At 41.5% G+C, this 21,524-nt stretch carries 19 protein-coding genes, 1 pseudogene and 1 other annotated feature; of the genes and pseudogenes, 8 read left to right on the forward strand and 12 right to left on the reverse strand.

Annotation, left to right across the window (positions count from 1 at the left end; all coding sequences use genetic code 11):
• Window positions 1–42: 42 nt before the first annotated feature.
• The 5 genes from F9B85_RS09345 to F9B85_RS09365 form a co-directional block, all read right to left on the reverse strand.
• Window positions 43–678: a redox-sensing transcriptional repressor Rex gene (locus tag F9B85_RS09345; RefSeq protein ID WP_151620213.1), complete on the reverse strand. Its 636-nt coding sequence runs from the start codon at window positions 676–678 to the stop codon at window positions 43–45.
• Between the two features lie 164 nt (window positions 679–842).
• The gene (locus F9B85_RS09350; protein WP_151620215.1) at window positions 843–2,186 is read right to left on the reverse strand and encodes a bifunctional folylpolyglutamate synthase/dihydrofolate synthase; all 1,344 of its coding nucleotides are present in this window, start codon (window positions 2,184–2,186) and stop codon (window positions 843–845) included.
• On the reverse strand, window positions 2,183–4,861 hold the full coding sequence (locus tag F9B85_RS09355) for a valine--tRNA ligase (RefSeq protein ID WP_151620217.1): 2,679 nt from the start codon (window positions 4,859–4,861) through the stop codon (window positions 2,183–2,185). The genes F9B85_RS09350 and F9B85_RS09355 overlap by 4 nt, the downstream gene beginning before the upstream one ends.
• 40 nt (window positions 4,862–4,901) lie before the next feature.
• Window positions 4,902–5,132 (reverse strand) — a binding site (T-box leader).
• Between the two features lie 42 nt (window positions 5,133–5,174).
• On the reverse strand, window positions 5,175–6,140 hold the full coding sequence (meaB, locus tag F9B85_RS09360) for a methylmalonyl Co-A mutase-associated GTPase MeaB (protein ID WP_151620218.1): 966 nt from the start codon (window positions 6,138–6,140) through the stop codon (window positions 5,175–5,177).
• Window positions 6,141–6,196: 56 nt separating this feature from the next.
• Window positions 6,197–7,087 (reverse strand): MPN domain-containing protein, encoded by an 891-nt coding sequence (locus F9B85_RS09365; RefSeq protein WP_151620220.1) that lies wholly within the window; start codon window positions 7,085–7,087, stop codon window positions 6,197–6,199.
• 117 nt (window positions 7,088–7,204) lie between these two features.
• Here F9B85_RS09365 and F9B85_RS09370 point away from each other — a divergent pair, with 117 nt between their 5' ends.
• Genes F9B85_RS09370 through F9B85_RS09380 form a run of 3 tightly spaced genes read left to right on the forward strand, consistent with a single transcriptional unit; the run spans window position 7,205 to window position 9,367 of the window.
• On the forward strand, window positions 7,205–7,621 hold the full coding sequence (locus tag F9B85_RS09370; protein WP_170270367.1) for a rhodanese-like domain-containing protein: 417 nt from the start codon (window positions 7,205–7,207) through the stop codon (window positions 7,619–7,621).
• Entirely contained in the window at window positions 7,618–8,436 is an 819-nt protein-coding gene (gene panB / locus F9B85_RS09375) for a 3-methyl-2-oxobutanoate hydroxymethyltransferase (RefSeq protein WP_151620224.1), read from the forward strand. The genes F9B85_RS09370 and panB overlap by 4 nt, the downstream gene beginning before the upstream one ends.
• A gap of 10 nt (window positions 8,437–8,446) precedes the next feature.
• Entirely contained in the window at window positions 8,447–9,367 is a 921-nt protein-coding gene (locus tag F9B85_RS09380) for a ketopantoate reductase family protein (protein WP_170270369.1), read from the forward strand.
• Window positions 9,368–9,443: 76 nt separating this feature from the next.
• On the opposite strand, the gene F9B85_RS09385 is transcribed toward F9B85_RS09380, so the two are convergent.
• From F9B85_RS09385 to F9B85_RS09395, 3 genes are all read right to left on the reverse strand, one after another.
• On the reverse strand, window positions 9,444–9,848 hold the full coding sequence (locus F9B85_RS09385) for a TIGR04086 family membrane protein (protein WP_170270371.1): 405 nt from the start codon (window positions 9,846–9,848) through the stop codon (window positions 9,444–9,446).
• Window positions 9,849–9,871: 23 nt separating this feature from the next.
• Window positions 9,872–10,879 (reverse strand): sodium:calcium antiporter, encoded by a 1,008-nt coding sequence (locus F9B85_RS09390; RefSeq protein WP_243138141.1) that lies wholly within the window; start codon window positions 10,877–10,879, stop codon window positions 9,872–9,874.
• A 104-nt stretch (window positions 10,880–10,983) separates the two neighbouring features.
• A complete protein-coding gene (locus tag F9B85_RS09395; protein WP_151620232.1) occupies window positions 10,984–12,363 on the reverse strand; it encodes a hypothetical protein in 1,380 nt (459 codons plus the stop codon).
• A 388-nt stretch (window positions 12,364–12,751) separates the two neighbouring features.
• On the opposite strand from F9B85_RS09395, the gene F9B85_RS09400 reads away from it, so the two are divergent.
• The 4 genes from F9B85_RS09400 to F9B85_RS09415 all read left to right on the forward strand — a co-directional run bounded on the left by F9B85_RS09400 (window position 12,752) and on the right by F9B85_RS09415 (window position 17,691).
• Window positions 12,752–14,089 carry a TolB family protein gene (locus tag F9B85_RS09400; protein WP_151620234.1) on the forward strand — a complete coding sequence of 446 codons (1,338 nt, stop codon included), beginning with the start codon at window positions 12,752–12,754 and terminating at the stop codon, window positions 14,087–14,089.
• A 242-nt stretch (window positions 14,090–14,331) separates the two neighbouring features.
• Window positions 14,332–15,429, forward strand: a complete 1,098-nt coding sequence (locus F9B85_RS09405) for a class II glutamine amidotransferase (protein ID WP_151620236.1) — start codon at window positions 14,332–14,334, stop codon at window positions 15,427–15,429.
• The gene (locus tag F9B85_RS09410) at window positions 15,426–16,928 is read left to right on the forward strand and encodes a glutamate synthase-related protein (protein ID WP_151620238.1); all 1,503 of its coding nucleotides are present in this window, start codon (window positions 15,426–15,428) and stop codon (window positions 16,926–16,928) included. The genes F9B85_RS09405 and F9B85_RS09410 overlap by 4 nt, the downstream gene beginning before the upstream one ends.
• Before the next feature lie 13 nt (window positions 16,929–16,941).
• Window positions 16,942–17,691, forward strand: coding sequence for a GltB/FmdC/FwdC-like GXGXG domain-containing protein (locus F9B85_RS09415; RefSeq protein ID WP_243138137.1), 750 nt, complete (start codon window positions 16,942–16,944; stop codon window positions 17,689–17,691).
• 134 nt (window positions 17,692–17,825) lie between these two features.
• Here F9B85_RS09415 and F9B85_RS09420 read toward each other — a convergent pair whose 3' ends face one another.
• The 4 genes from F9B85_RS09420 to F9B85_RS09435 are packed head-to-tail and all read right to left on the reverse strand — an operon-like array spanning window position 17,826 to window position 20,558.
• On the reverse strand, window positions 17,826–18,377 hold the full coding sequence (locus F9B85_RS09420) for a 2-oxoacid:acceptor oxidoreductase family protein (protein ID WP_151620240.1): 552 nt from the start codon (window positions 18,375–18,377) through the stop codon (window positions 17,826–17,828).
• A 5-nt stretch (window positions 18,378–18,382) separates the two neighbouring features.
• The gene (locus F9B85_RS09425; RefSeq protein WP_151620242.1) at window positions 18,383–19,198 is read right to left on the reverse strand and encodes a 2-oxoacid:ferredoxin oxidoreductase subunit beta; all 816 of its coding nucleotides are present in this window, start codon (window positions 19,196–19,198) and stop codon (window positions 18,383–18,385) included.
• Window positions 19,198–20,343: a 2-oxoacid:acceptor oxidoreductase subunit alpha gene (locus F9B85_RS09430; RefSeq protein WP_151620244.1), complete on the reverse strand. Its 1,146-nt coding sequence runs from the start codon at window positions 20,341–20,343 to the stop codon at window positions 19,198–19,200. The genes F9B85_RS09425 and F9B85_RS09430 overlap by 1 nt, the downstream gene beginning before the upstream one ends.
• Window positions 20,343–20,558 (reverse strand): 4Fe-4S binding protein, encoded by a 216-nt coding sequence (locus F9B85_RS09435; protein ID WP_151620334.1) that lies wholly within the window; start codon window positions 20,556–20,558, stop codon window positions 20,343–20,345. The genes F9B85_RS09430 and F9B85_RS09435 overlap by 1 nt, the downstream gene beginning before the upstream one ends.
• A gap of 525 nt (window positions 20,559–21,083) precedes the next feature.
• Between F9B85_RS09435 and F9B85_RS09440 the strand changes: the two are divergent.
• A pseudogene (locus tag F9B85_RS09440) lies at window positions 21,084–21,428 on the forward strand (cell wall hydrolase); the annotation flags it as partial.
• Window positions 21,429–21,524: the final 96 nt, after the last annotated feature.

Here is a 21,524-nt window from a genome sequence, read left to right on the forward strand (position 1 = left end):
CTTTGGGTTTCTTTCTTGGTTTCTTGTTTCTTATTTTATTATTTACTTTTTCTGCTTACTAGCAATATTAAAAGTCAACACTTCCAAATTTACGGCCAAATCGACGTTGCGCAGTTCTATATTATAAGGAACATTAAGTACACAGGGGGCAAAGTTCAAGATTGCTTTGATACCGGAGTTCACAAAAATATCGGCTACACTTTGGGCACTAGACGTAGGAGTCGTAATAATGCCAATATCTACGTTCTCTTCTTTGATAATTTTCTCTAGATCATTAAATGGCTTTACTTCAATACCTTCGTATACCTTGCCAAATTTGCTTTCATCAACATCAAAAAGAGAAACAATTTCAAACTTGCGATCTCTAAAGCCACGATACATAGCCAAGGCCGTTCCTAAGTGACCGACACCAACAATAACTACTTTCCATTTCAGATCAAGACCCAAAATCTTCAAGATATGCCTGTGCAATTCTTTGACATTATAGCCGACACCACGAGTTCCAAATTCACCAAAATAGGCTAGATCTTTTCTTACATGGGCTGGACTTACGCCTGATCCTTCGGCAATTTCACCAGACGAGATGAGTTCGAGGCCTTGCTGTTCTACCTTGCTCAGGTAACGGGAATAAACCGAAAGTCTAGCTATGGTAGCTTCAGGTATTTTATAAGATTTCAATGGCTCTCCCTCTTTCTTAAAGGTAATAAAGTTAATTCTTGTCTTACCTACAAGATTTCTGCGCAGTTACACTTATGTGGAATAAGTATTCAAATGCTTCAATCAATAATGAACCATACCCTTCTTATTATAACGCAAAAAAGAAGATGTTGAAGCACCATTTATCACAAATACTTGTGATTCTTAGTAAATATGATCTGTCGCGCTTCAGCAACTAAGTATAAAGATCCTGATAGAACGATAAGAGCTAAAAAACCATTCTTTTCACAAGTAGTAACAACTTCTTCTGCTTGTTGTAAAGCTTCAGCTACTTCTTCTATTACCTGTATAGACTTACAGTAAGGGCTTACGATTTCTTTTAGTGCTAGCCAATCGCCGGCTCGCTCATGATTAGCACGACATACTATAATATGATCAGCTTCGGGAGCTAAAAGAGATGCTACCTTTTCTCGCTCTTTATCAGCTAAAAGGGCCAAAATCATTACTTTTTTGTACCCCTGATAGTCTTCTTGTAAAGTCTTAGCTAGCGTTACCGCACCTGCTTCATTATGAGCACCATCTAAAAGAATGTTTCCAATCCGCTCCTGCCGTCCTGGCCAGTTAGTTTTCACTAGGCCTTGCTTTAGAGCACTCTCTGTCCAGGAATAACCTCTTTCTTGTACTACTTCAAGTACTGCAACAGCCGTAGCTAAATTAGTTTGTTGATGTCTTCCTGTTAGAGGTGCAACTAGAGGTCCATAAGATCGTAAAAGCCCTTCAACTAGCAGTTCTTTCTTACCTTTAATAATATCATAGTGCACCCATTGGGCTCTAGGTAGTTTTGGTCCCTTACGTACTACTTGAATCAGAGGTGCTTCTTCCTTAATTGCTTTCTCTTGTAGCAGGGTGAGCACAGTAGGATCTTCACTAGCTGTAATAATCGGCCTATTCTTTTTTATAATTCCTGCTTTGGCTATGGTAATTTCTTCCACTGAATGACCCAAGTAATCCTGGTGATCTAGCGATACGTTAGTAATCACCGAAAGCAAAGGTGTAACTACATTAGTTGCATCAATAGCTCCGCCCATGCCCACTTCTAAAACAACAAAATCGACAGCCTTTCTATAATAGTAAAGTAAAGAGAGTGCTGTCCATACTTCGAATTCTGTGGGATGTGCAAAACCTTCTTCGACCATGGCCTCAATGGGACTCTGCATTTCTTCTAAGAGTAAAGCTACTACTTCTTCTTCAATTGCCTTTTTATTAATTTGCGTTCTCTCAGTGATGCAGTGCAGGTGCGGTGACGTAAAAAGCCCAACAGAATAACCAGCTTCTTCTAGTACAGAAGCTATCATGACAGCCGTTGAACCTTTACCGTTTGTACCGCCAATATGAATAAACTCAGGCTTGCTTTGTCGATGGGGATCACCGAGCCGCCGTAGCAGCTCAGTGGTGCTTTTTAGGCCTGGTTTTATCCCCAGTTTACTTAGCTTTTGTAGGTAGAGCTTTACTTCTTCCATGGTCATCATAAGCTTTTTAAAGCACCTATCCGCTCTTCCAAAGCTTTTTTCTTTTTCTGACCTTCTTCAGCTTTTTCTCGCTCTTTCTCTACTACTTCTACAGGTGCTTTAGAGACAAAAGATTGGTTCGATAACTTGCCTTGCAGGCGTTGCAATTCTTTCTCTGTCACAGCAAGCTCTTTTTGTAACCTTTCGATCTCCTTTTCAATGTCAATCAGATCTTTTAAGGGAAGATATATTTCAACCCTTTGAACGATAGCTGTAACTGCGCCTTCAGGCTTTTCTGTTTTTATAGATCTTATCGACACTTCTGAAGCTGTTGCTAAGCTAGCTATATAAGACTTACCTTCTGTTAATATCTTTTGTGCTTTTTCTTCATCGGTCAACAAGATAAGCTCTGCTTTCTTACCAGGCGGCACATTCATCTCTGCCCGGAGATTACGTGCGCTACGGATCAACTCCATGAGCAAGGCCATTTCTTCTTCCGCTGTATAGTCTACATGGTTTGGATCTACTTCTGGCCATGACGAAAGCATGATTGTGTCCCCATGGTGAGGCAACTGTTGCCAGATCTCTTCTGTTAAGAAAGGCATATAAGGATGCAGTAGTTGCAAAGTGCCACTAAGTACATGACGTAATACTTTTTGGGCCGTCTGCCTAGAAGCTACTGCATCAGTGACAGTATCATCTTTGCCATAGAGACGAGGTTTTACCAGTTCAATGTACCAATCACAGAATTCATTCCATAAGAAATCGTAGAGAAGTCTAGCTCCTTCTCCAATGTCATAGTTTTCTAGAGCTTTTGTAACAGCACCTACTACACTATTATAGCGTGACAAAATCCAACGGTCTGCTAAGGTTAGTTCACCCCATGGTTGGTGACCTTTGTAGTCATGCAGATGCATTAATGCAAAGCGAGAAGCATTCCAGATCTTATTGACAAAGTTACGCGTACCTTCTAGTCGTTCTAAGTGGAAGCGAATATCGTTGCCTGGTGTATTGCCTGTGACCAGCATAAAGCGTAATGTATCAGCACCGTACTGTTCGATTACCTCAATAGGGTCGACACCGTTACCAAGTGACTTGGACATTTTCCTTCCCTGTCCATCAAGTATTAAACCGTGAATAAATACATCACGGAAGGGTACATCTTTTTGGAACTCTAGACCCATAAAGACCATACGAGCTACCCAGAAGAAGATGATATCTCTTCCTGTTACAAGTACGGAAGTAGGGTAATATTTTTTCAGCTCTTCTGTCTCTTCAGGCCAACCTAGAGTCGAGAAAGGCCAAAGAGCTGAAGAGAACCAAGTGTCCAATACGTCAGGATCTTGTGTAAAGGTAGTTGCTCCACACTTCGGGCAATGGTCAGGGACATTTTCTGAGAGGCCACAATAAATATAGTCACAATCGTCACAATACCATACAGGGATACGATGACCCCACCAGAGCTGGCGAGAAATGCACCAGTCTCGTATGTTTTCTAACCAGCCCAGATAGACTTTGGTAAAACGACTAGGGACAAAATTAAGACGCCCCTCATGGACAACCTCCATAGCTGGTTCTGCCAGAGGCTTCATTTTGACAAACCACTGTGGTGATACCATAGGTTCCACAACCGTATCACAGCGGTAGCATTGACCAACAGCATGAACATGTTCGTCAATCTTCGCCAGGTAGCCTTTATCTTCAAGATCAGAAACTAACTTTTTGCGACAACTATAACGATCCATACCTTCGTAAGGACCTGCATGTTCATTCATTATAGCTTCTTTGGTCATTACATTTACTTGGGGAAGATGATGACGAAGACCCATTTCAAAATCATTAGGATCGTGAGCAGGAGTAATCTTTACAACGCCCGTACCGAAAGAGGGATCAACATATTCATCGGCAATAACCGGAATTGTCTTATCGATGATTGGAATAATTACATTTTGGCCAATTAAGTGTTGGTAACGTTCATCGTCAGGATGAACAGCTACAGCTGTATCACCAAGCATGGTTTCAGGACGGGTTGTAGCAACAACAACTTCACCTTTTCCTTCTGCAACAGGATAGCGAATATGCCAGAGGTTGCCACCTTTCTCCTGGTGCTCCACTTCGATATCTGAAATGGTTGTTTGACATTTAGGACACCAGTTGATAATCCGATTACCTCTGTAGATCAGATCTTTTTCAAAAAGCTGAATAAATACTTCTTGTACTGCTTTAGAGCAACCTTCATCCATGGTAAAACGTTCTCGACTCCAGTCACAAGAAGTACCTAGTTTTTTCAATTGTGAAGTAATGCGATGGCCATATTGATGCTTCCAATCCCAGACTCTTTCTAGAAAAGCTTCGCGACCAAGATCATATTTACTTTGACCTTCTTTGGCTAAAGCTTCTTCTACTTTCGCTTGTGTTGCAATACCAGCATGATCTGTACCTGGTATCCAGAGCACTTTATATCCAGCCATTCGCTTCCAGCGAACCAAAATATCTTGTAATGTATTATCTAGAGCATGTCCTAGATGAAGACTGCCAGTTACATTAGGCGGTGGCATAACAACAGAAAAGGTTTCTCCTTCTACATCGATAGGGCCACGAAAATAGCCTTTATCCATCCATTCTTGATACCATTTTTCTTCTACTTCTTTGGGATCGTAGGTTTTTGATAATCCCGTTTGTTTTACGTCACTCACTATGAAACCTCCTCAAAAAATGAAAAAAGCACCCTCATCCTCAAAGGACGGAGTGCTCCGCGGTACCACCTTTGTTCCATTACAAGAAAAGTCCACTTAATTCGCAAACAAATCTTACAATGACACTTCTAGGATTGTAACGGGTCCTAACCGGCCTCCTGAAAAAGGCACTCTAAGGCGACTTCCACCGTTTTACCCAGCAACCTTTCAGCCAAGGGTCTGCCTCTCTGAGGGGTTAAGGCGGTGTACTACTCCTTATCATCGCTTTCCCACTATTATATCTTCTCTATGTTAGAAAGGTTGCGCCTCTTTGTCAAGGTTCAGACCTTTTCCAAAGCTCTTCTTTTAGAATCTTGTGAGCTGCCGTGTAAGGGTCGACAGTTCTAGAGATCACTCCCTCTAACAGTTCATCCCACTGTCCACTTCTTCCCAGCTGATCTCGAATCATTTCTTTTATTCTTACTTCAATAATCTCACTTACTTCAGCTCGCAAACGACGCTGACGCTCTAAGTCAAGACGACCTGTCTTTTCCATCTGTTGACGATGTACTTTAATCTCTTTAACGAGGATATCTACACCAGTGCCACTTGTAGAAACTGTTTTCTTCACTGGAGGTCGCCATGCTTGATCGCCTTTTTTGTAACCACCTAGATCTAGCATTACTTCAATCTCTGTAACAACGCGATCTACACCAGGTAAGTCAGCCTTATTAACTACGAATATATCGGCAATTTCCATAATACCTGCTTTGATAGCTTGGATTGAGTCTCCTGCGCCTGGCGTAAGTACAACTACAGTTGTGTCAGCGGCCGTCATAATTTCTAACTCTGACTGACCTACACCAACAGTTTCCACAATAATAAAGTCACATCCAAAAGCATCAAGCACTTTAATCACTTCTTTGGTAGCACGAGATAGTCCACCGAGACTTCCTCTTGTACCCATAGAACGAATAAATACACCTTTATCTAGGTAATGCTCATTCATACGAATTCGATCACCTAGAATAGCTCCACCTGAAAAAGGACTCGTAGGATCTACAGCAATTACACCAACTTTGTGACCTTCCTTGCGCAACTCCGTAATCACACGATCTGTAAGGCTTGATTTGCCAGCTCCTGGTGAGCCTGTGATCCCTATGACATAGCCTTTTCCTGTATGATGATGTAATTCTCTTAATAAGTCTTCCTTCTCTTCACCATCATTTTCAATATAAGTAATCATGCGAGCAAGAACGCGACGATCACCGGCAAGCAAAGCAGGAATTTGATCAATCATGAAAGCACCCCGCATCGATAGATTTCAATTACTAATAACCATAGCCTGACCTATCTTTAGCTGAAGAAAATATAAAATGCAAAAGCAGAAAGTGCTCCTCCTAGAAAAACTGCAATGGCAAAAAAAGTGTACTTGAATACTTTTTTCCATAGGCTTTTCGGCTTATCGTTGTAATCATCATATTCGACAGGCCATTCTTTCTGCTTAAATGTTCTAGCTTTTGATGGGATTTCCTTCATTGGATCTAGCGACAAATCATCTATTTTGTGAACCTTCGGTTCTTTAACCTCTGCTTGCGCTGACTGTGATACCAAAGTAGGGGGACTAGTCTCTTCTTGCTTATTAGTAAGCTTGTCTCTCGTAATGACCTTTTCAGACTGTTCCTGCCCATTCCTAGCAGGATTTTTTCTCTCCTGTGCAGAAGGAGAAGTAAGGTTGTTTTTGGGGGAATTATTGAAGCTTTTCGGAGCTATAACTCTAACTAAGCTCCATTTCTGTGTCTCCACCATAGTATCTCTTTTCCAACGGAAAAATCCTTCTGTTCCTAGCAAGGGATCGACGACCCAGGCGATGTGCCAGGGGCGAGGGAAATAGATCTGTTGGTTAGTTAGATCTTGCCCCGAAAAGAAGATTCCACAACCATGATGACTATGCACCCAGCCAAGAATCTGTAAGCTAGGAAAAGCTTTACGTCTCCTATCCCAGTCTTCCCATGTTTTTTCTGTAAATTTCACACTTGTATGTATCGGTTCTGCATCCTTAGCAGGTAAAAAAGCTTCCACTCTCACGAGAGCCGCCAGATGACCTTTTTTCTCTTGAAAGAAAACGTCTCCCAGTAAAAGACCTGCCATTTCGCTTTCTGATCTATTAAGTAGATTTGTAACTTCTAAGGCAACCTTTTCTGCTACCTCTATCTTTAACGAATCGATTCTAATCTCTTCTGCCACCTAGTACAGCCCCTTTTTTTGACATGCTTCACCTATTTTCCATTATATCCATCAGAATAGCACTTGTTCAATGTCAAATTTTGAAAATGCAACAGAATGTGGAGGATTGGTAACACTATGGATAATATACATTTTTTCGTAACTGTCTCAGGAACACTGCTTATACTCTATTTTGTTTTACGTCATTTTTGGGGCTGGGATCTCCCTACTATTACTAATGAGCAAGCAGCGCCTCTCTTAAAAGGAAAAGCTAATGCTATAATTTTAGACATTCGGGACAAGGAAACTTATGAGGCCCAAAGAGCCAAAAACGCTATAAATATTCCTGCACAAGAATTGTCACAGCGTATCAAAGAGCTAAAAAAACATAAAGATAAGCTAATTATTGTCATGGATCATAGCGGAAAAGGAAGCAAAAAAATTGTACGACAACTAATTAAGCAAGATTTCCCTTATGTAGCAAGCTTTCATCATGGTTTTGAAGGCTATAGAGGACCTATTTACAAAGGAGACCAGGAGGATACCAAAGAGTGAAAAAGAAAATTACAATTCCCCAGCTACAGTCAGAAAAAAAGGGTGGACGTAAGTTTCGCATGGTCACGGCTTACGATTATTTGTTTGCTACCATGATTGAAGAAACAGATATAGAGTTGATTCTAGTCGGTGACTCACTAGGTATGGTTGTACTAGGCTACGACAGCACCGTACCTGTTACCTTAAACGACATGATTCATCATTGCCGTCCTGTCGTCAGAGGAGCTCCTAGCACACTTATCATTGGCGATATGCCTTTTGGTACTTACAATGTATCGATAGCCGATGCCATAGGCAATGGCAACCGCCTGATGAAAGAAGCTATGGTAGACGCCATTAAGCTTGAAGGTGGCCAAGAAGTAGCTGAAACTATTTCGGCTCTGGTAAAAGCCGGCATTCCCGTCATGGGCCATATAGGCTTGACACCTCAGCGAGCTTCTCAACTAGGTGGCTTCAAAGTTCAAGGCAAAACAGAAGAAGCAAAAGAAAGCTTACTCCAAGATGCCTTAGCTCTAGAAGAAGCAGGAGCTTTTGCTATTGTAATAGAGTGCGTACCTTATGATATTGCTCAAAAGATCACAGAGAATCTGCAAATTCCAACTATCGGTATTGGTGCAGGTCCTTACTGTGACGGACAAGTTCTAGTTATTCAAGACCTAGTAGGACTTTATGACCGCTTTGTACCGAAGTTTGTAAAGCAGTACGGTCAAGTTCGTCCCCTTATTACTAACGCATTAAATGACTTTGCCAGAGACGTCCAAGAAGGTGCTTTTCCTGGACCAGAACATAGCTTTGGCATGGAATCGAAAAAATAAGGTGAGTTCCATGAAAATTGCCATACTTGGCGCAGGTGCAATGGGTTCTCTTTATGGAGCTTTTTTGGGAGAAAATGGAGCTGATGTCTGGCTTATTGATATCTGGCCAGAACAGGTAGAACGCTTGAATAAGCAGGGACTAGTGATTGAAGAAGGAAGCAACCATAAACTATATAAGGTCAAAGCTACAACCGAAAAAGAACAGATCGGTCCTGTAGATTTGATTCTAATCTTCGTAAAAACTTATCAGACAACAGAAGCTCTTCGTGACATCTCCCCTCTCATTCATAAGCAAACCATATTTATGACTTTACAAAATGGCTTAGGTAATCATGAATTGCTTGCCCAGCGCTTCGGAAAAAGCGCTGTTTTTGCAGGTACTAGTTCTTTTGGTGCTACATTAATAGAGCCAGGACGAATCCGTATCGCTGGTCGTGGAGAAACAGTCTTTGGCGCTTGTAACAATAATTATCGCAAAGAAGACTTGGATAAACTTTTCTTGCTCTTTGAGGGAAGTCAATTAAATCCTCGCCTTACAGAAGACGCACTCGTGCAGATCTGGGAAAAATTACTCGTTAATGTGGGCATTAATGCTCTTACTGCTATTACTAATGTCCCTAACGGTTATTTGCTTAAAAATGATGCCCTACTTTCTTTGCTCGAAGAAGCCGTCACAGAAGCAGAAACTGTGGCTAGAAAATTGAAAGTAACAATTGCTCCGAACCCTGTAGAAAAGACAAAAAAAATAGCCCTTTTAACAGGTCAAAACTTCTCCAGCATGCATCAAGATTTACACAAAGGTCGGCAAACAGAGATAGATGCAATAAATGGTAAGGTTGCAGAGCTTGGAAGTGAAATTGACTTAAATACACCAGTAAATAAAACCTTAACTTTGCTAATCAAAGCTATAACTGAAATAAAAAAGAAGTAAAAAGACCTTTGCCAACATGCACTCATCTGCAGTTATAGCAAAGGTCTTTTTTTGGTTTAAGGAAGCAAGCTATTTCTTATGCGACAGAGCTTCTCTTTTTCATACCTTCTGATTCATCAAATACACCGGCCATACCTCCTAGTATAGAAGCGATAAAGAGCAGGACTAATTCAACTAGTAAAGACGATAAAGATAAAAATGATGTTTCTGCACTGAAGAGAAAAAGATATGCTGTCCCCAAAAGCATAAGAGCAACTAAGAGCCCGTGAAGCCAACCGAGGAACTGTGCTTTTTGAGCTGCTTTATAAGCACCTACAAAAGCAGTTACAGCGATCACTACTGGCGTCCAGAAAGAGAGATAATAAACAGGTCCTGATAAAAAGAAGAGAGCAAGGGCTGTTAAGATCAGAAGCGCCGTAAAGACAACAGTCGAAGTTAGCAAGCCAATTAATAATGCTTTACCATGAACTATAGTCTTCATTATGTAACTCCTACCTCCTTCCATCATATAGCCATCTCAAATACCCACAAAGCAAAAATAAAATAAACAAAACCGCCTGTTAAGAGAATGGGAGCCTGTAAAACTTTACGATTAAGTAAAAATAAAGTTAAAATCACAACTGCTGATAACAAAGTCAGTGAAGCGGCAAAGATAGCTAGTTCATTTAACTTCCATACACCAGCCAACAAGGCAATAGCTGGGATACAAGTGCTTTGAAAAACCATTGCCCCAGTTATATTACCTAAAGCAAGTGTATCCTCACCTTTATAAACCCAAATCAAACTATTAACTTTTTCTGGCAACTCCGTAGCTAGTGGTGCCAGAATAAAGGCCACAATAAGGGCCGGCCAACTCATAATATGAGCAATTGATTCTATAGTGCTAACAAACAAGTTAGCGCCAAAAGCCATTAAGGATAAGGCGATTGTCAATTGGACGAATACAGCCTTAATCGAAGGCCTTGAACGTCGTCGTTGTAAGTAAAGACCTTTTTCCGGTTCTAAGACACCACCTTCACCACCTCTTACAGTCATAAAAACATAGAGTGCATAAGTACCTAACAATAAGATAGCAAGATAGCTTTCATAGCCGCTGATTAAATGTCCCTGAAACAATAAAGGCATCAGTAGCAAAGAAAAAACAGCTAGAAAAAAAGTGAGATCTCTTTGAAAAACCTTTACATTCACATTGAGCTGAGCTTTCCAATTTTTTCTCAATATAATTGCTGCAAAACCAACAAGAAAAAGCGCAATCGATGCTAACATAAAAGGTGCTCCCAAGATAGCTCCTATTCCTACTTCTATGCCTTCTGAGCCACCATAAACGAAAATAGCTACCAGAGGAATCATCGTTTCTGGCATAGCTGTACCAACAGCAGCTACGAGACTTCCCACAACACCTCTAGTCCAGCCGTAAATAGCTCCCATCCATTCTACAGCATTAGTAAATAACTCTGCCGCCAATAGGATTAAGGCAATAGATATTAGGAACAACACAATGGCCAACAGCACTTCCAAGGCTTTCCCTCCCTCTACAGGACACGCCCTCTAAGAAAACATATGCGCAAAGGAAGAGAAAAATAGCCTTGATCTCACTTTGAAATCAAGGCTATTTTTTATTGCTCTTTTCTTACAAGAGCTAAAGCTTGTAAAGCTAATAAATTATCAAAGGAATAACAATCTCCAGTACGAGGATCACCAAAACCACCATAGAAAATTGAATCTGCATCGTTTATACGGTGGAGCAGCAAATGATCAACAGCTATCTGCGCCCAATCATACTCTCCAATAGTCCAAAAAAACTGAGCCGCTAAAGCATAGACAGCAGGTGAACGAAATTCAGATACAGCAACAGGCTCTTCACCTTGATCACGGTGATATGCCGCCCAGATACGACCTTTCGTAAGTTCTGTTTGTAAAAACTTCACCTTAGCTGTAGAAACATAACCTGCTTGTGCTCCATGAAGAGCCGCTAACACAGAATCAATCATATTGACAGCTTCTCGATCCTGAAAAACACCTCTATCTGGTGAATAATCTGTCGTAAAAAGACCATTACCAAGATCGGCTTGCCTAATAATATCTAATGTGGGCTCCACTAACGGTGCATAGCGCTCATCGATCGTAGCCAATTGAGCGAGATAGGCCGGCTGTAGATAACGAACAGGTACTACTGTTCCTCCATTAGGTCCTAGTGAGTCAAACCAACCTAACCAAGTATCAGGAGCACCAGACCAGTCAAACCAGGGTGCCCATTGACCTGCTTCTTGCTCGTAACGGTAAACACCTTCCAATATAGCTTGCGCTAGCATTAGATCTCGTTTATCGCCCCACAGTTCATACCCTTGTAGAAGAGTAGCCGCAATCCTAATATCATCAATAAGAGCACTTGCTTTCTGTTGCTCTATATTATCTCTTTTTACTTTCCAAGCAAGAACACCATAAGGACCCATTAGATAGTTGCGCACATAACGAACATGTTGACGATATAACTCTTCATCTTCTGTCCAAATAGCATACTCTAACCAGAGACCAGTAGATTCAGAAAGAATATCGTGATTCCGCGCTTCATCAGCAAGCTCTGGTCGATCATCACGAAAATTTGTAAAAACACCACCCTGAGGATTAGACAAGTGGTTTACAATAAACTGAGCAAGTTGCCCTTCTTGACTCTCCGGTCTTAACTGCGCTCTAAGCGGTAAGATTCTTTGTGGATCTCTAAAATCGGTAAAAAAGTGTTCTTGAAGTAACTCTGTTAAGGCCTCGCCAGACCAACTAAGATGATAGCCCCCACCGTTATAAGTAAAAGGATCTGCTAGTAAGGGGCGATAATAATCACCATCGTCTCCTTTTAAGAAAACCAACTTTTTGCCTCTACCTTCAAAGGTAATGGTTACAGATGGTTGTGATAAATAACCTTCTGCTAGTTCTTTGACAACAGGTCTAGTGAATAAATGGTCTTCTATTAAAGTGACTGATTCATCTGAGCCCTTCAAAAGAACAAGCCCATAAGAGTCTTTGTGCCATTGTAAATTAACGTTATCAACTTTCTTAAAAAGAAAAGGGTTAAGGAACCAAAAATATAAGAAGGATATTAACAATATAAAAAAAAGAGCTAGGACCAAAGAAATCATGGTCCTAGATAGTCTCTTTGGATTTCTCTTCAATTTCATCAAACTCCTAATTTTTGTTTCTCTCTATTTCACCACAGCTAACACTTTTTTGCAAGTTTTTACAGCAGGAGCTTTTGGAAAGCTTTCTTTCTCATCAAGAATGAGGCATAATAATCTTTCCAAGACTATTACAAGGAATCTTACTTTCCCTGTCTAATAGAGCACTGTCTTAGAAAAAAATAATTACATAATCACATAGTAGGAGGTTACCATGAACCGTCTTATCCCAGGCATCCCTTTTTTAGCCGCTTTATCTTTAGTACTTTTTGCTATTTTTAACTATGCTCTTTCTGAACGTATCCCTGATCCTATCCTTGAAGGTAGCGCCAGACCTGTTGCAGAGATGGAGTGCACTGCAATCAATGCCATCTCACCTGTAGGAGAAAATGACTTTCAATGGCTTAGCTTAGAGAAAATCTGTGAAAAAGCCCTCGAAGAAAATAGCGTCGTAAATATTGAAACAACATCTGAAGACCATAATCTAACAGCACAAAAAGTCAGTAGTGAAAAAGATGAAGTTATTTGGTCTAGCCTGCAATTAAACCATCAAAAAACAGCTCTAGCCTTCTTTAGCCAAAAAAAACTATTTATTGTTGATCTTACAACAGGAGACTCCAAAAGAATTCATGATTTGTTATCAGAAGAAAAAAACGCCTATTATAATCCATCTATCACTTGGAGTCCTAATGGAGAATACCTTACCTTCACTGTTGTCAAAGAAAACAACCGTTGGAATGGGCAGAACAGTTATAGCACTTATCTCGTAAACCTTACTTCTGAAGATATTCATAGTATTCACCAAACACAACAAGCTCCTGAAAGTCCTACATGGTCACCAAAAGGTGATTATATTGCCCTAGACAGCCCTGTTGTACTATACGACCTAGCTCGTAAACATGGTACAACCATCGTCTCAGGCTATCACACACGCTATCCTCGGTGGTCACCAGAAGGTCATCACATTATATTTATCCAGGAAACATCAAGTACCCGTGGTGAAACCTTTCGCTATTCTCTAGACACGAGAGAAGTAATTCAAATTACTGCATTAAATCGGGTTACCTCTCCCCTCCTCTGGTTACAAACACCACCAACTATCCTATTAGAAGTAGAAACCAAAAAAAGCAGTAACCGACCTGAGAGACATCACATTGGTGAAGCAAGACCACATACAGAAAGCAGTATTCGCTGGTTAAGTTCTTTCGACCGCAATGAATCGAACCGCTTTCTTACCCTTTCTCCTAACGAAAGGTATCTAATCATACAAAAAACAGCTAATCTAGGCACTAAAGATGAAGAAAATCACCTTATAGCCATAAACCGAGAACAAAGCTTCTATAGCTGGCGCTGTGTCTCCATAGCCCCGCTAGAAGATCCTAAGACTCTTACATTCCAATGGACTGATGATGGAAGGCTTTTGTATAACAAAGACGGACAAGCTTTTATTTTCGATTTTGAACGTTTAACTATTGAAGAGTTTGAAGAGCAAGAAGAAGAAATTCGCCTTCTAGGCATAAAAGGTCAAACAATATACTACAGTCCTTTTTGAAAGTACTGTATACCTAGATGTATACAGTGTTATCACACCTAAACCCTTGAATTGCAACGATTCTCTATGATATAACTACATGTACAAACTAGACGATGCAATGACGCATCTACTTGTACTTGTAGAACAAAGACGTTCTCACATGGTTTCTATACCTGCGTGCTTATGCACGATATCAGTATAGATCTAACCATGTGAGGGCGTCTTTTTGTCTTTTTGAAGAAGAGGAGGTAGCAATATATATGTCATTACGAGAAGGTGAAGTTCGAATTCCTTCTGGCTGTGCTATCAGCGGAATTATGAACCGAAAAGGTTATCTTTTTTCTGGCCACGATATTATTCAATCAATTGCTCTGATGCATGATCGTTCCAATGGTTTGGGTGGTGGTTTTGCCGCCTATGGTATCTACCCAGACTATGCAGACCATTATGCTATCCATATGTTTTATGAAGACTCTTTTTGTCGAGAAGAAACAGAGTTATTTATTAATGATCATTTCAACGTTGAAGTGGGAGGCCGGATTCCCACTCGCAAAGTTTCCTCTATTACAGAAGCCCCCATCATCTGGCGTTACTTTGTTCAACCAAAAGCTGAAAAAGTTATGGAAATGGACTTAGAAGAAGATGAGTACGTAGCACGTCTAGTTATGCAAATTAATGCTAAATTCCCAGGTTCATTCGTTGTTTCCTCAGGCAAGAACATGGGTGCTTTCAAAGGTGTAGGCTACCCTGAAGATATAGGTGAATTCTACAAGCTTGACAGTTACAAAGGATACCTCTGGACGGCTCATGGTCGCTTCCCAACTAACACACCTGGTTGGTGGGGTGGAGCACACCCTTTCACTCTTCTGGACTGGTCTATTGTCCATAACGGTGAAATCTCTTCTTATGATGCCAATCGACGTTATATAGAGATGTTTGGTTATAAGTGCACCTTACAAACTGATACAGAAGTGATCACTTATCTCTTTGACCTCTTACTTCGTAAACAAGGCCTTCCCTTAAAAGCTGTCGTTACAGCAATGGCTGCACCTTTATGGAGTAACATTGAACGTTTAGCCCCCGAAGAAAGAGAACTGGTAAAAGCTATTCGTACCGTTTATAGCCCTTTACTAGTAAACGGACCTTTCTCCATTATTCTTGGCAGTCGCAAAGGTTTTGTCGCTCTTAATGACCGTATCAAACTAAGAGCCCTCGTAGCGGCTGAGAAAGATGACTTTATCTATGTAGCAAGTGAAGAATCTGCTATTCGCGAAATTTGTAGCAATCCTGACCGACTCTGGTCCGTCGCTGGCGGAGAACCGGTCATTGGCTTACTGGAAGGGGTTGAAGAGCTATGAAAGTAAATTACTTAATGCCTGAATTTCTTATTGATCGAGATGAACAACGCTGTACTCACTGCCGTATCTGTGTCCACCAGTGTGCCAACGAAGCTCACCTCTGGAACGATAAAAAGAAAATAGTCTATGGCGAAGACCAAAATTGCGTCAACTGCCATCGGTGTGTAGCTACTTGTCCTACAAGAGCTTTAAGAATTCGTAACTATCCTCTTGAATATAAAAACAATGCTCACTGGACTCCTCATTACATTAAATCTATCTTCAAGCAAGCCAACAGTGGCGGTATACTTCTAGCTGGCATGGGTTGCGATCGTCCCTACCCTGTCTACTGGGATCACTTGCTGATTAACGCTTCTCAGGTTACTAACCCTTCCATCGATCCTCTACGTGAACCGATGGAGCTAAAAACTTTTCTCGGCCGTAAGCCCGAAAAGTTATCGTTCCAAAATGGTAAGCTAGCAGAAGCACTACCTCCACAAGTTGAACTAGATATTCCCATTATGTTTGCCGCTATGTCCTTTGGTGCTATTTCCTTAAATGCTATGACCTCTCTGGCTATGGCAGCTAAAGAAATGGGCACTTGCTATAACACTGGAGAAGGCGGTCTGCACAGCAGTCTATACCAATATGGAGAAAATACAATTGTTCAAGTAGCTTCAGGCCGCTTCGGTATTGATCCTGAATACTTAAACGCTGGCACAGCTATAGAGATTAAGATTGGACAAGGTGCTAAGCCTGGTATCGGAGGCCATCTTCCTGGCGAAAAAGTCGGTATGGACGTATCTCAGACGCGCATGATTCCTGAAGGCAGTGATGCCATCTCACCAGCACCGCACCACGATATTTACTCCATTGAAGACTTAAGACAGCTCATTTACTCACTCAAAGAAGCGACAAACTATACAAAACCAGTAGCTGTAAAAATAGCCGCTGTTCATAACTCCGCCGCGATAGCGTCTGGCATTGCTAGAGCTGGCGCCGATATAATTGTCCTAGACGGTCTCCGTGGCGGAACTGGTGCTGCTCCCTTGCGGACTAGAGACAGTGTTGGTATTCCTATTGAATTAGCCTTAGCGGCTGTTGATCAGCGCTTACGTAACGAAAGCATTCGTAACGAGGTTTCACTAGTCGTTGCTGGTTCTATTCGTTGCTCCTCTGATGTAGTCAAAGCGATAGCTCTTGGCGCTGACGCTTGCTATATCGGTACGGCCGCCTTAATCGCTTTAGGTTGCCATATGTGTCAAAAGTGTTACACAGGCAAATGTAACTGGGGTATTGCTACGCAGAATCCGAAGCTCACCAAGCGCCTCGATCCAGAGGAAGGTGCTGAACGAGCCGCTAACCTACTTCGAGCCTGGTCTCGAGAAATAAAAGAAATGCTCGGCGGTATGGGTATTAATGCTTTGGAAAGCTTACGGGGTAACAGATTAATGTTACGTGGTATCGATTTATCAGAACGGGATCTCGCCATTCTAGGCGTGAAAGCCGCTGGCGAATAAGGAGGTGCTTGCATTGAATCAAAACATAACTATTGATGCTAAAGGAATCTACTATCGTCAATTAAATGAAGCTATCAAAGCATCTTTGCAAGATAAGATAAATACTATAGAACTTCAAAACGTAAATGGTCAGCGCTATATTGGTGCAGGTATTACTAACGATGCTACTATATCCATTCAAGGCACGCCAGGTAATGACTTGGCCGCCTATATGGATGGTTTGACCTTACAAGTCTACGGTAATGCTCAAGATGGCGTTGCCAATACCATGAATAAAGGAACTATTATTATTCATGGCGATGCAGGCGATGCTCTAGGCTATGCTATGCGTGGTGGAGAAGTTTATGTAAAAGGCTCTGTAGGTTATAGAGTGGCCATTCACATGAAAGAATTCCAAGAAAAAGTTCCCCTTGTTGTAGTCGGAGGCAAAGCAGGCTCTTTCTTCGGCGAATATATGGCCGGTGGCATTCTTATTCTTTTAGGACTAAGGGGACGGGAAGAACAACCGATAGTTGGCGACTATTGTGGTACAGGTATGCACGGTGGCATCATGTATATTCGTGGTTCTGTAGAAGAACATAAGCTTGGTAAAGAGGTAAAGCCTGTCGAAATGACAGAAGAAGATCATCAACGATTAGCCCTTTACGTGGGACGTTTTGCCGAGCATTTTGGGGAAGACAAAGAGGAAATTTTAGCTCAACCTTTCACCAAGTTGATTCCTTACAACAAGCGACCTTATGGCAATTTGTACGTGGGCGCTTAACAGATATGGAGTCTAAGAGTATGCCAGAAAATGAAAGATAAATGAAAATAAAAAGAATGCCCATCTCAACATAGTTAGATGGGCATTCTCCATATCATTTCAATTCTTGTTTTGTCTTGCTTTTTGCTTTTATCTTAAGCGGCATTAAGGACTTCTTCGATAGCCTTAAAGCCTACCGCCATAGCCTTCTTATTCAATTCTTCCGTTCCTTTAGGAATTCGAGATAGTACAGCTTGTTCTAGAGCACTTCTAGATACAACGTTGGTTACGCCTACGATAACAGCTAAAGCTACAATATTAGCTACAAGCTCGCGACCTGCTTCGTGACGAGCAAGATGACTAATCTTAACTTCATAGACTTTACCTTTCGTCGCTTCAAAGTCCTTGACGTAAGTCGTGTCAACAATGATGATGGCATCTTCTTTGACTTCGTCTTTGTACTTCTTAGCCGCTTCTGGACTCATAACTAGCAGTAGGTCGGCATCTTTTACTTTCATGTAGTCAATCTCATCATTTGAGATAATTACTTCTGCTTTGGAAGAGCCACCACGAGATTCAGGTCCATAGCTTTGTGACTGAACTGCTACTTTGCCGTCGAGGATGGCCGCTTCTGCTAGGATAATACCGCCTGTAATCAGACCTTGACCACCAGTACCACCCAGACGGATTTCCCACTCTTTATCCATGAAGTCTACCTCCTTTGGCATTTATCGACAATTTTCTGATACTGCTCTGTATATTCAGGCAACTCTGCATAGTGAAGAACACCTGTAATAACCTTGCCTGCTTTTTCTTCTGCAGACATCTTCTCAGCCGCTTCTTTGCTAATGCAGAACTCTTTCTGCATTTTTAACATATCGGCTGGTCGCCCCAGCTTGTTCTTCCGTCCAAAATAAACAGGACAAGTCGAAATAGCTTCGATAAAGGAAAAACCTTTGTTCTGTAAGCCTTGGTAGATCAGATTGGTCAATTGTGATGTATGGTAACTGTTACCTCTTGCTACATAACTAGCACCAGATGCTGTTACTAGATTACAGATATCAAAAGGTCGCTCAATGTTGCCATAAGGTGAAGTTGTAGCTTTGGCTCCTTGTGGACTCATAGGAGAGTATTGACCACCAGTCATACCGTAGATACTGTTGTTAAATAAGAGAACAGTCAAATCAATATTACGTCGAGCGCCATGGATCAGGTGATTGCCGCCAATGGAAGTGCCGTCACCATCACCAGTTACAACAATAACGTTTAATTCTGGATTGGCTAACTTAACTCCAGTTGCAAAGGCAATAGCTCTACCGTGAGTTGTATGGAGTGTGTTAAAGTTCAGATATCCAGGAGCTCGGGAAGAACAACCGATGCCTGAAACAATAACTGTTTTATCTTGATCTAAACCAGCCTTATCGATAGCTTCAACAAGAGATTTTACAATAATGCCGTTGGCACAACCGGGACACCAGATATGAGGAAGTCTCTCTGTGCGGAAATATTTTTCTAGATGAGCTAACATTAGAGCACCTCCTCAATCTTGGCAAGAATCTGACAAGGTGATACCATCTCGCCATCTACATTTCCAATCCCGTAAACTTCTGCTTTACCAACTACAGCAGATTGTACAACATCTTTGATCTGTCCACGATTCATCTCTGGTACGATGAGTGCTTTAGCTTTTTCTGCTACTCTGAGCACTTCTTCTTCGGGGAAAGGCCAAACTGTGATTAAGCGAAGAATTCCTACTTTTTGACCTTTTTTACGAGCCATTTTCTGTGCTTTTTGGGCAGAACGAGCTACACAACCGTAGGCTATGATCACTACATCCGCATCGTCTATATCAATCTCCTCAACGATAACAATCTTTTCACGGCCTCTTTCGATCTTTTGATGTAATCTTTCGATCAAAGAACCCATTACTTCTGAATTGTTCGTTGGGAATCCTGTTTCATCATGTAATAAACCAGTTACATGGAAGCGGTATCCGTCACCAAATGAAGCCATTGGAGGTACTAGCGTACTATCTACTGGCTGATAAGCTAGGTAGTTCTGTGTACCTGCTTCTGGCTTAATGCGATCGACTACTTCTAGTTCACCTGGTTGAGGTACAAAAACACGTTCCCGCATATGACCAATCACTTCGTCAAGCAAGAGCAAGACAGGTGTTCTAAACTCTTCAGCAAGATTAAAAGCTTTCACTGTTAAGTCGAAACACTCTTGCACAGTAGAAGGACATAAAGCAATAACAGGATGATCGCCATGTGTTCCCCAGCGTGCTTGCATCATATCTCCCTGTGCTGGTGCAGTAGGCCCACCAGTAGAAGGGCCTAATCTCTGAACGTTTACGACAACACAAGGTGTCTCTGCAACAATGCCATAACCGAAGTTTTCTTGTTTTAGAGAGAAACCAGGTCCCGAGGTAGCTGTCATCGTTTTTGCACCTGTTAAAGAAGCGCCTACAATAGCGGCCATACTGGCAATTTCATCTTCCATTTGAATGAATTTGCCACCTTCTTCAGGCATCCGCTCAGCAAGAACTTCTGCTATCTCCGTAGAGGGTGTAATTGGATAGCCAGCGTAAAAATTAATACCTGCATAAATAGCACCTTCGGCACAAGCCTGGTTACCTTGCATTAGCTTCGCTTTTATATCAGTTACAGTCATTACTTTTTTACCCCCATTACGGTAATCGCATAATCCGGGCAGTGATTTTCACAGATCTTGCAACGGGTACATTTGTTAGGTTCAGATACAATGGACTTTCCAAGTTCATTACTGGAAAGAACTTTGGTAGGGCATAGAGAATAACAGATGCCACAACCTTTGCACCAAGCTAAATTTACAACGACTGGTTCGAGCTGTTCTTTTACAGCGTTCATGGACACTTATTATCACCTCATTCATATTGCTTCTGTTAAAAGATGATATCTAGGTTCAATAAGTAGTGTCACTGTTGGAATAGCGAAATTTTTTAAATAATTCGACAATTTTTGCTTCTAACGTTGAGTTCGTATTCCTTAGTCCTCATCATTGTAGGCCTGAGCAAAGCCCTATGTCAACGGATGGTTATTGTTATTATTATAACTAAGTTGTTACTGCCACCTTATTTTTCTTGAAAAGGGCTTTTTGAATGGCTCACCCTTTTTTCGCTCATACTAGGTCTAGCCTAGAAACAGCGCTTTTGAATATCCTTCAACAGCGTTTGTAGCGAAAGGGGGTGCTTCATGTTTAGCCAAAGAAGTAAAGCAAAAGTCGGCATCATTCTGATTATCATAGCTATGCTCGTATTTCCCTGGCCTGTTGGCGGTCCTGAGTTACCAATGACTTTCGAACAGTTTAAGGCTCGCTATGGTGTAGAAATGGCTGAAGCGCAAGCTCTCGGCTGGGGTTGGGTACGAGATTACGATGTTTGGATGATTGCTCGATGCATTACCGGTGAAGCTCGAGGAGAACCTTATGCCGGTCAAGTAGCTGTCGGGGCTGTCATTCTAAGTCGATTGCGTCACCCATCTTTCCCCAATACAGTATCAGGTGTAATCTTTCAACCTCGTGCTTTTACAGCTGTAGATGATGGTCAGATCTGGCTCAATATTAACCCTACATCTCTGCAAGCAGCACGAGACGCTCTGGCAGGATGGGATCCTAGCAACGGCGCTCTTTATTTTTTCAATCCTAATACGGCGACTAGTGCCTGGATCTGGAGTAGGCCACAACTCAAGCGCATTGGAAGGCATATCTTTTGTAGTTAAGAAAAAGACCGCCCTTTGGGGGTCTTTTTTTATTTGCTTACACCTTGATAATAGTAAAAAAAGAAAGTATAAAGATCTTATAACTTTCTTCCTCTA

Source organism: Heliorestis acidaminivorans (assembly GCF_008933955.1).
Lineage (GTDB): Bacteria > Bacillota > Desulfitobacteriia > Heliobacteriales > Heliobacteriaceae > Heliorestis > Heliorestis acidaminivorans.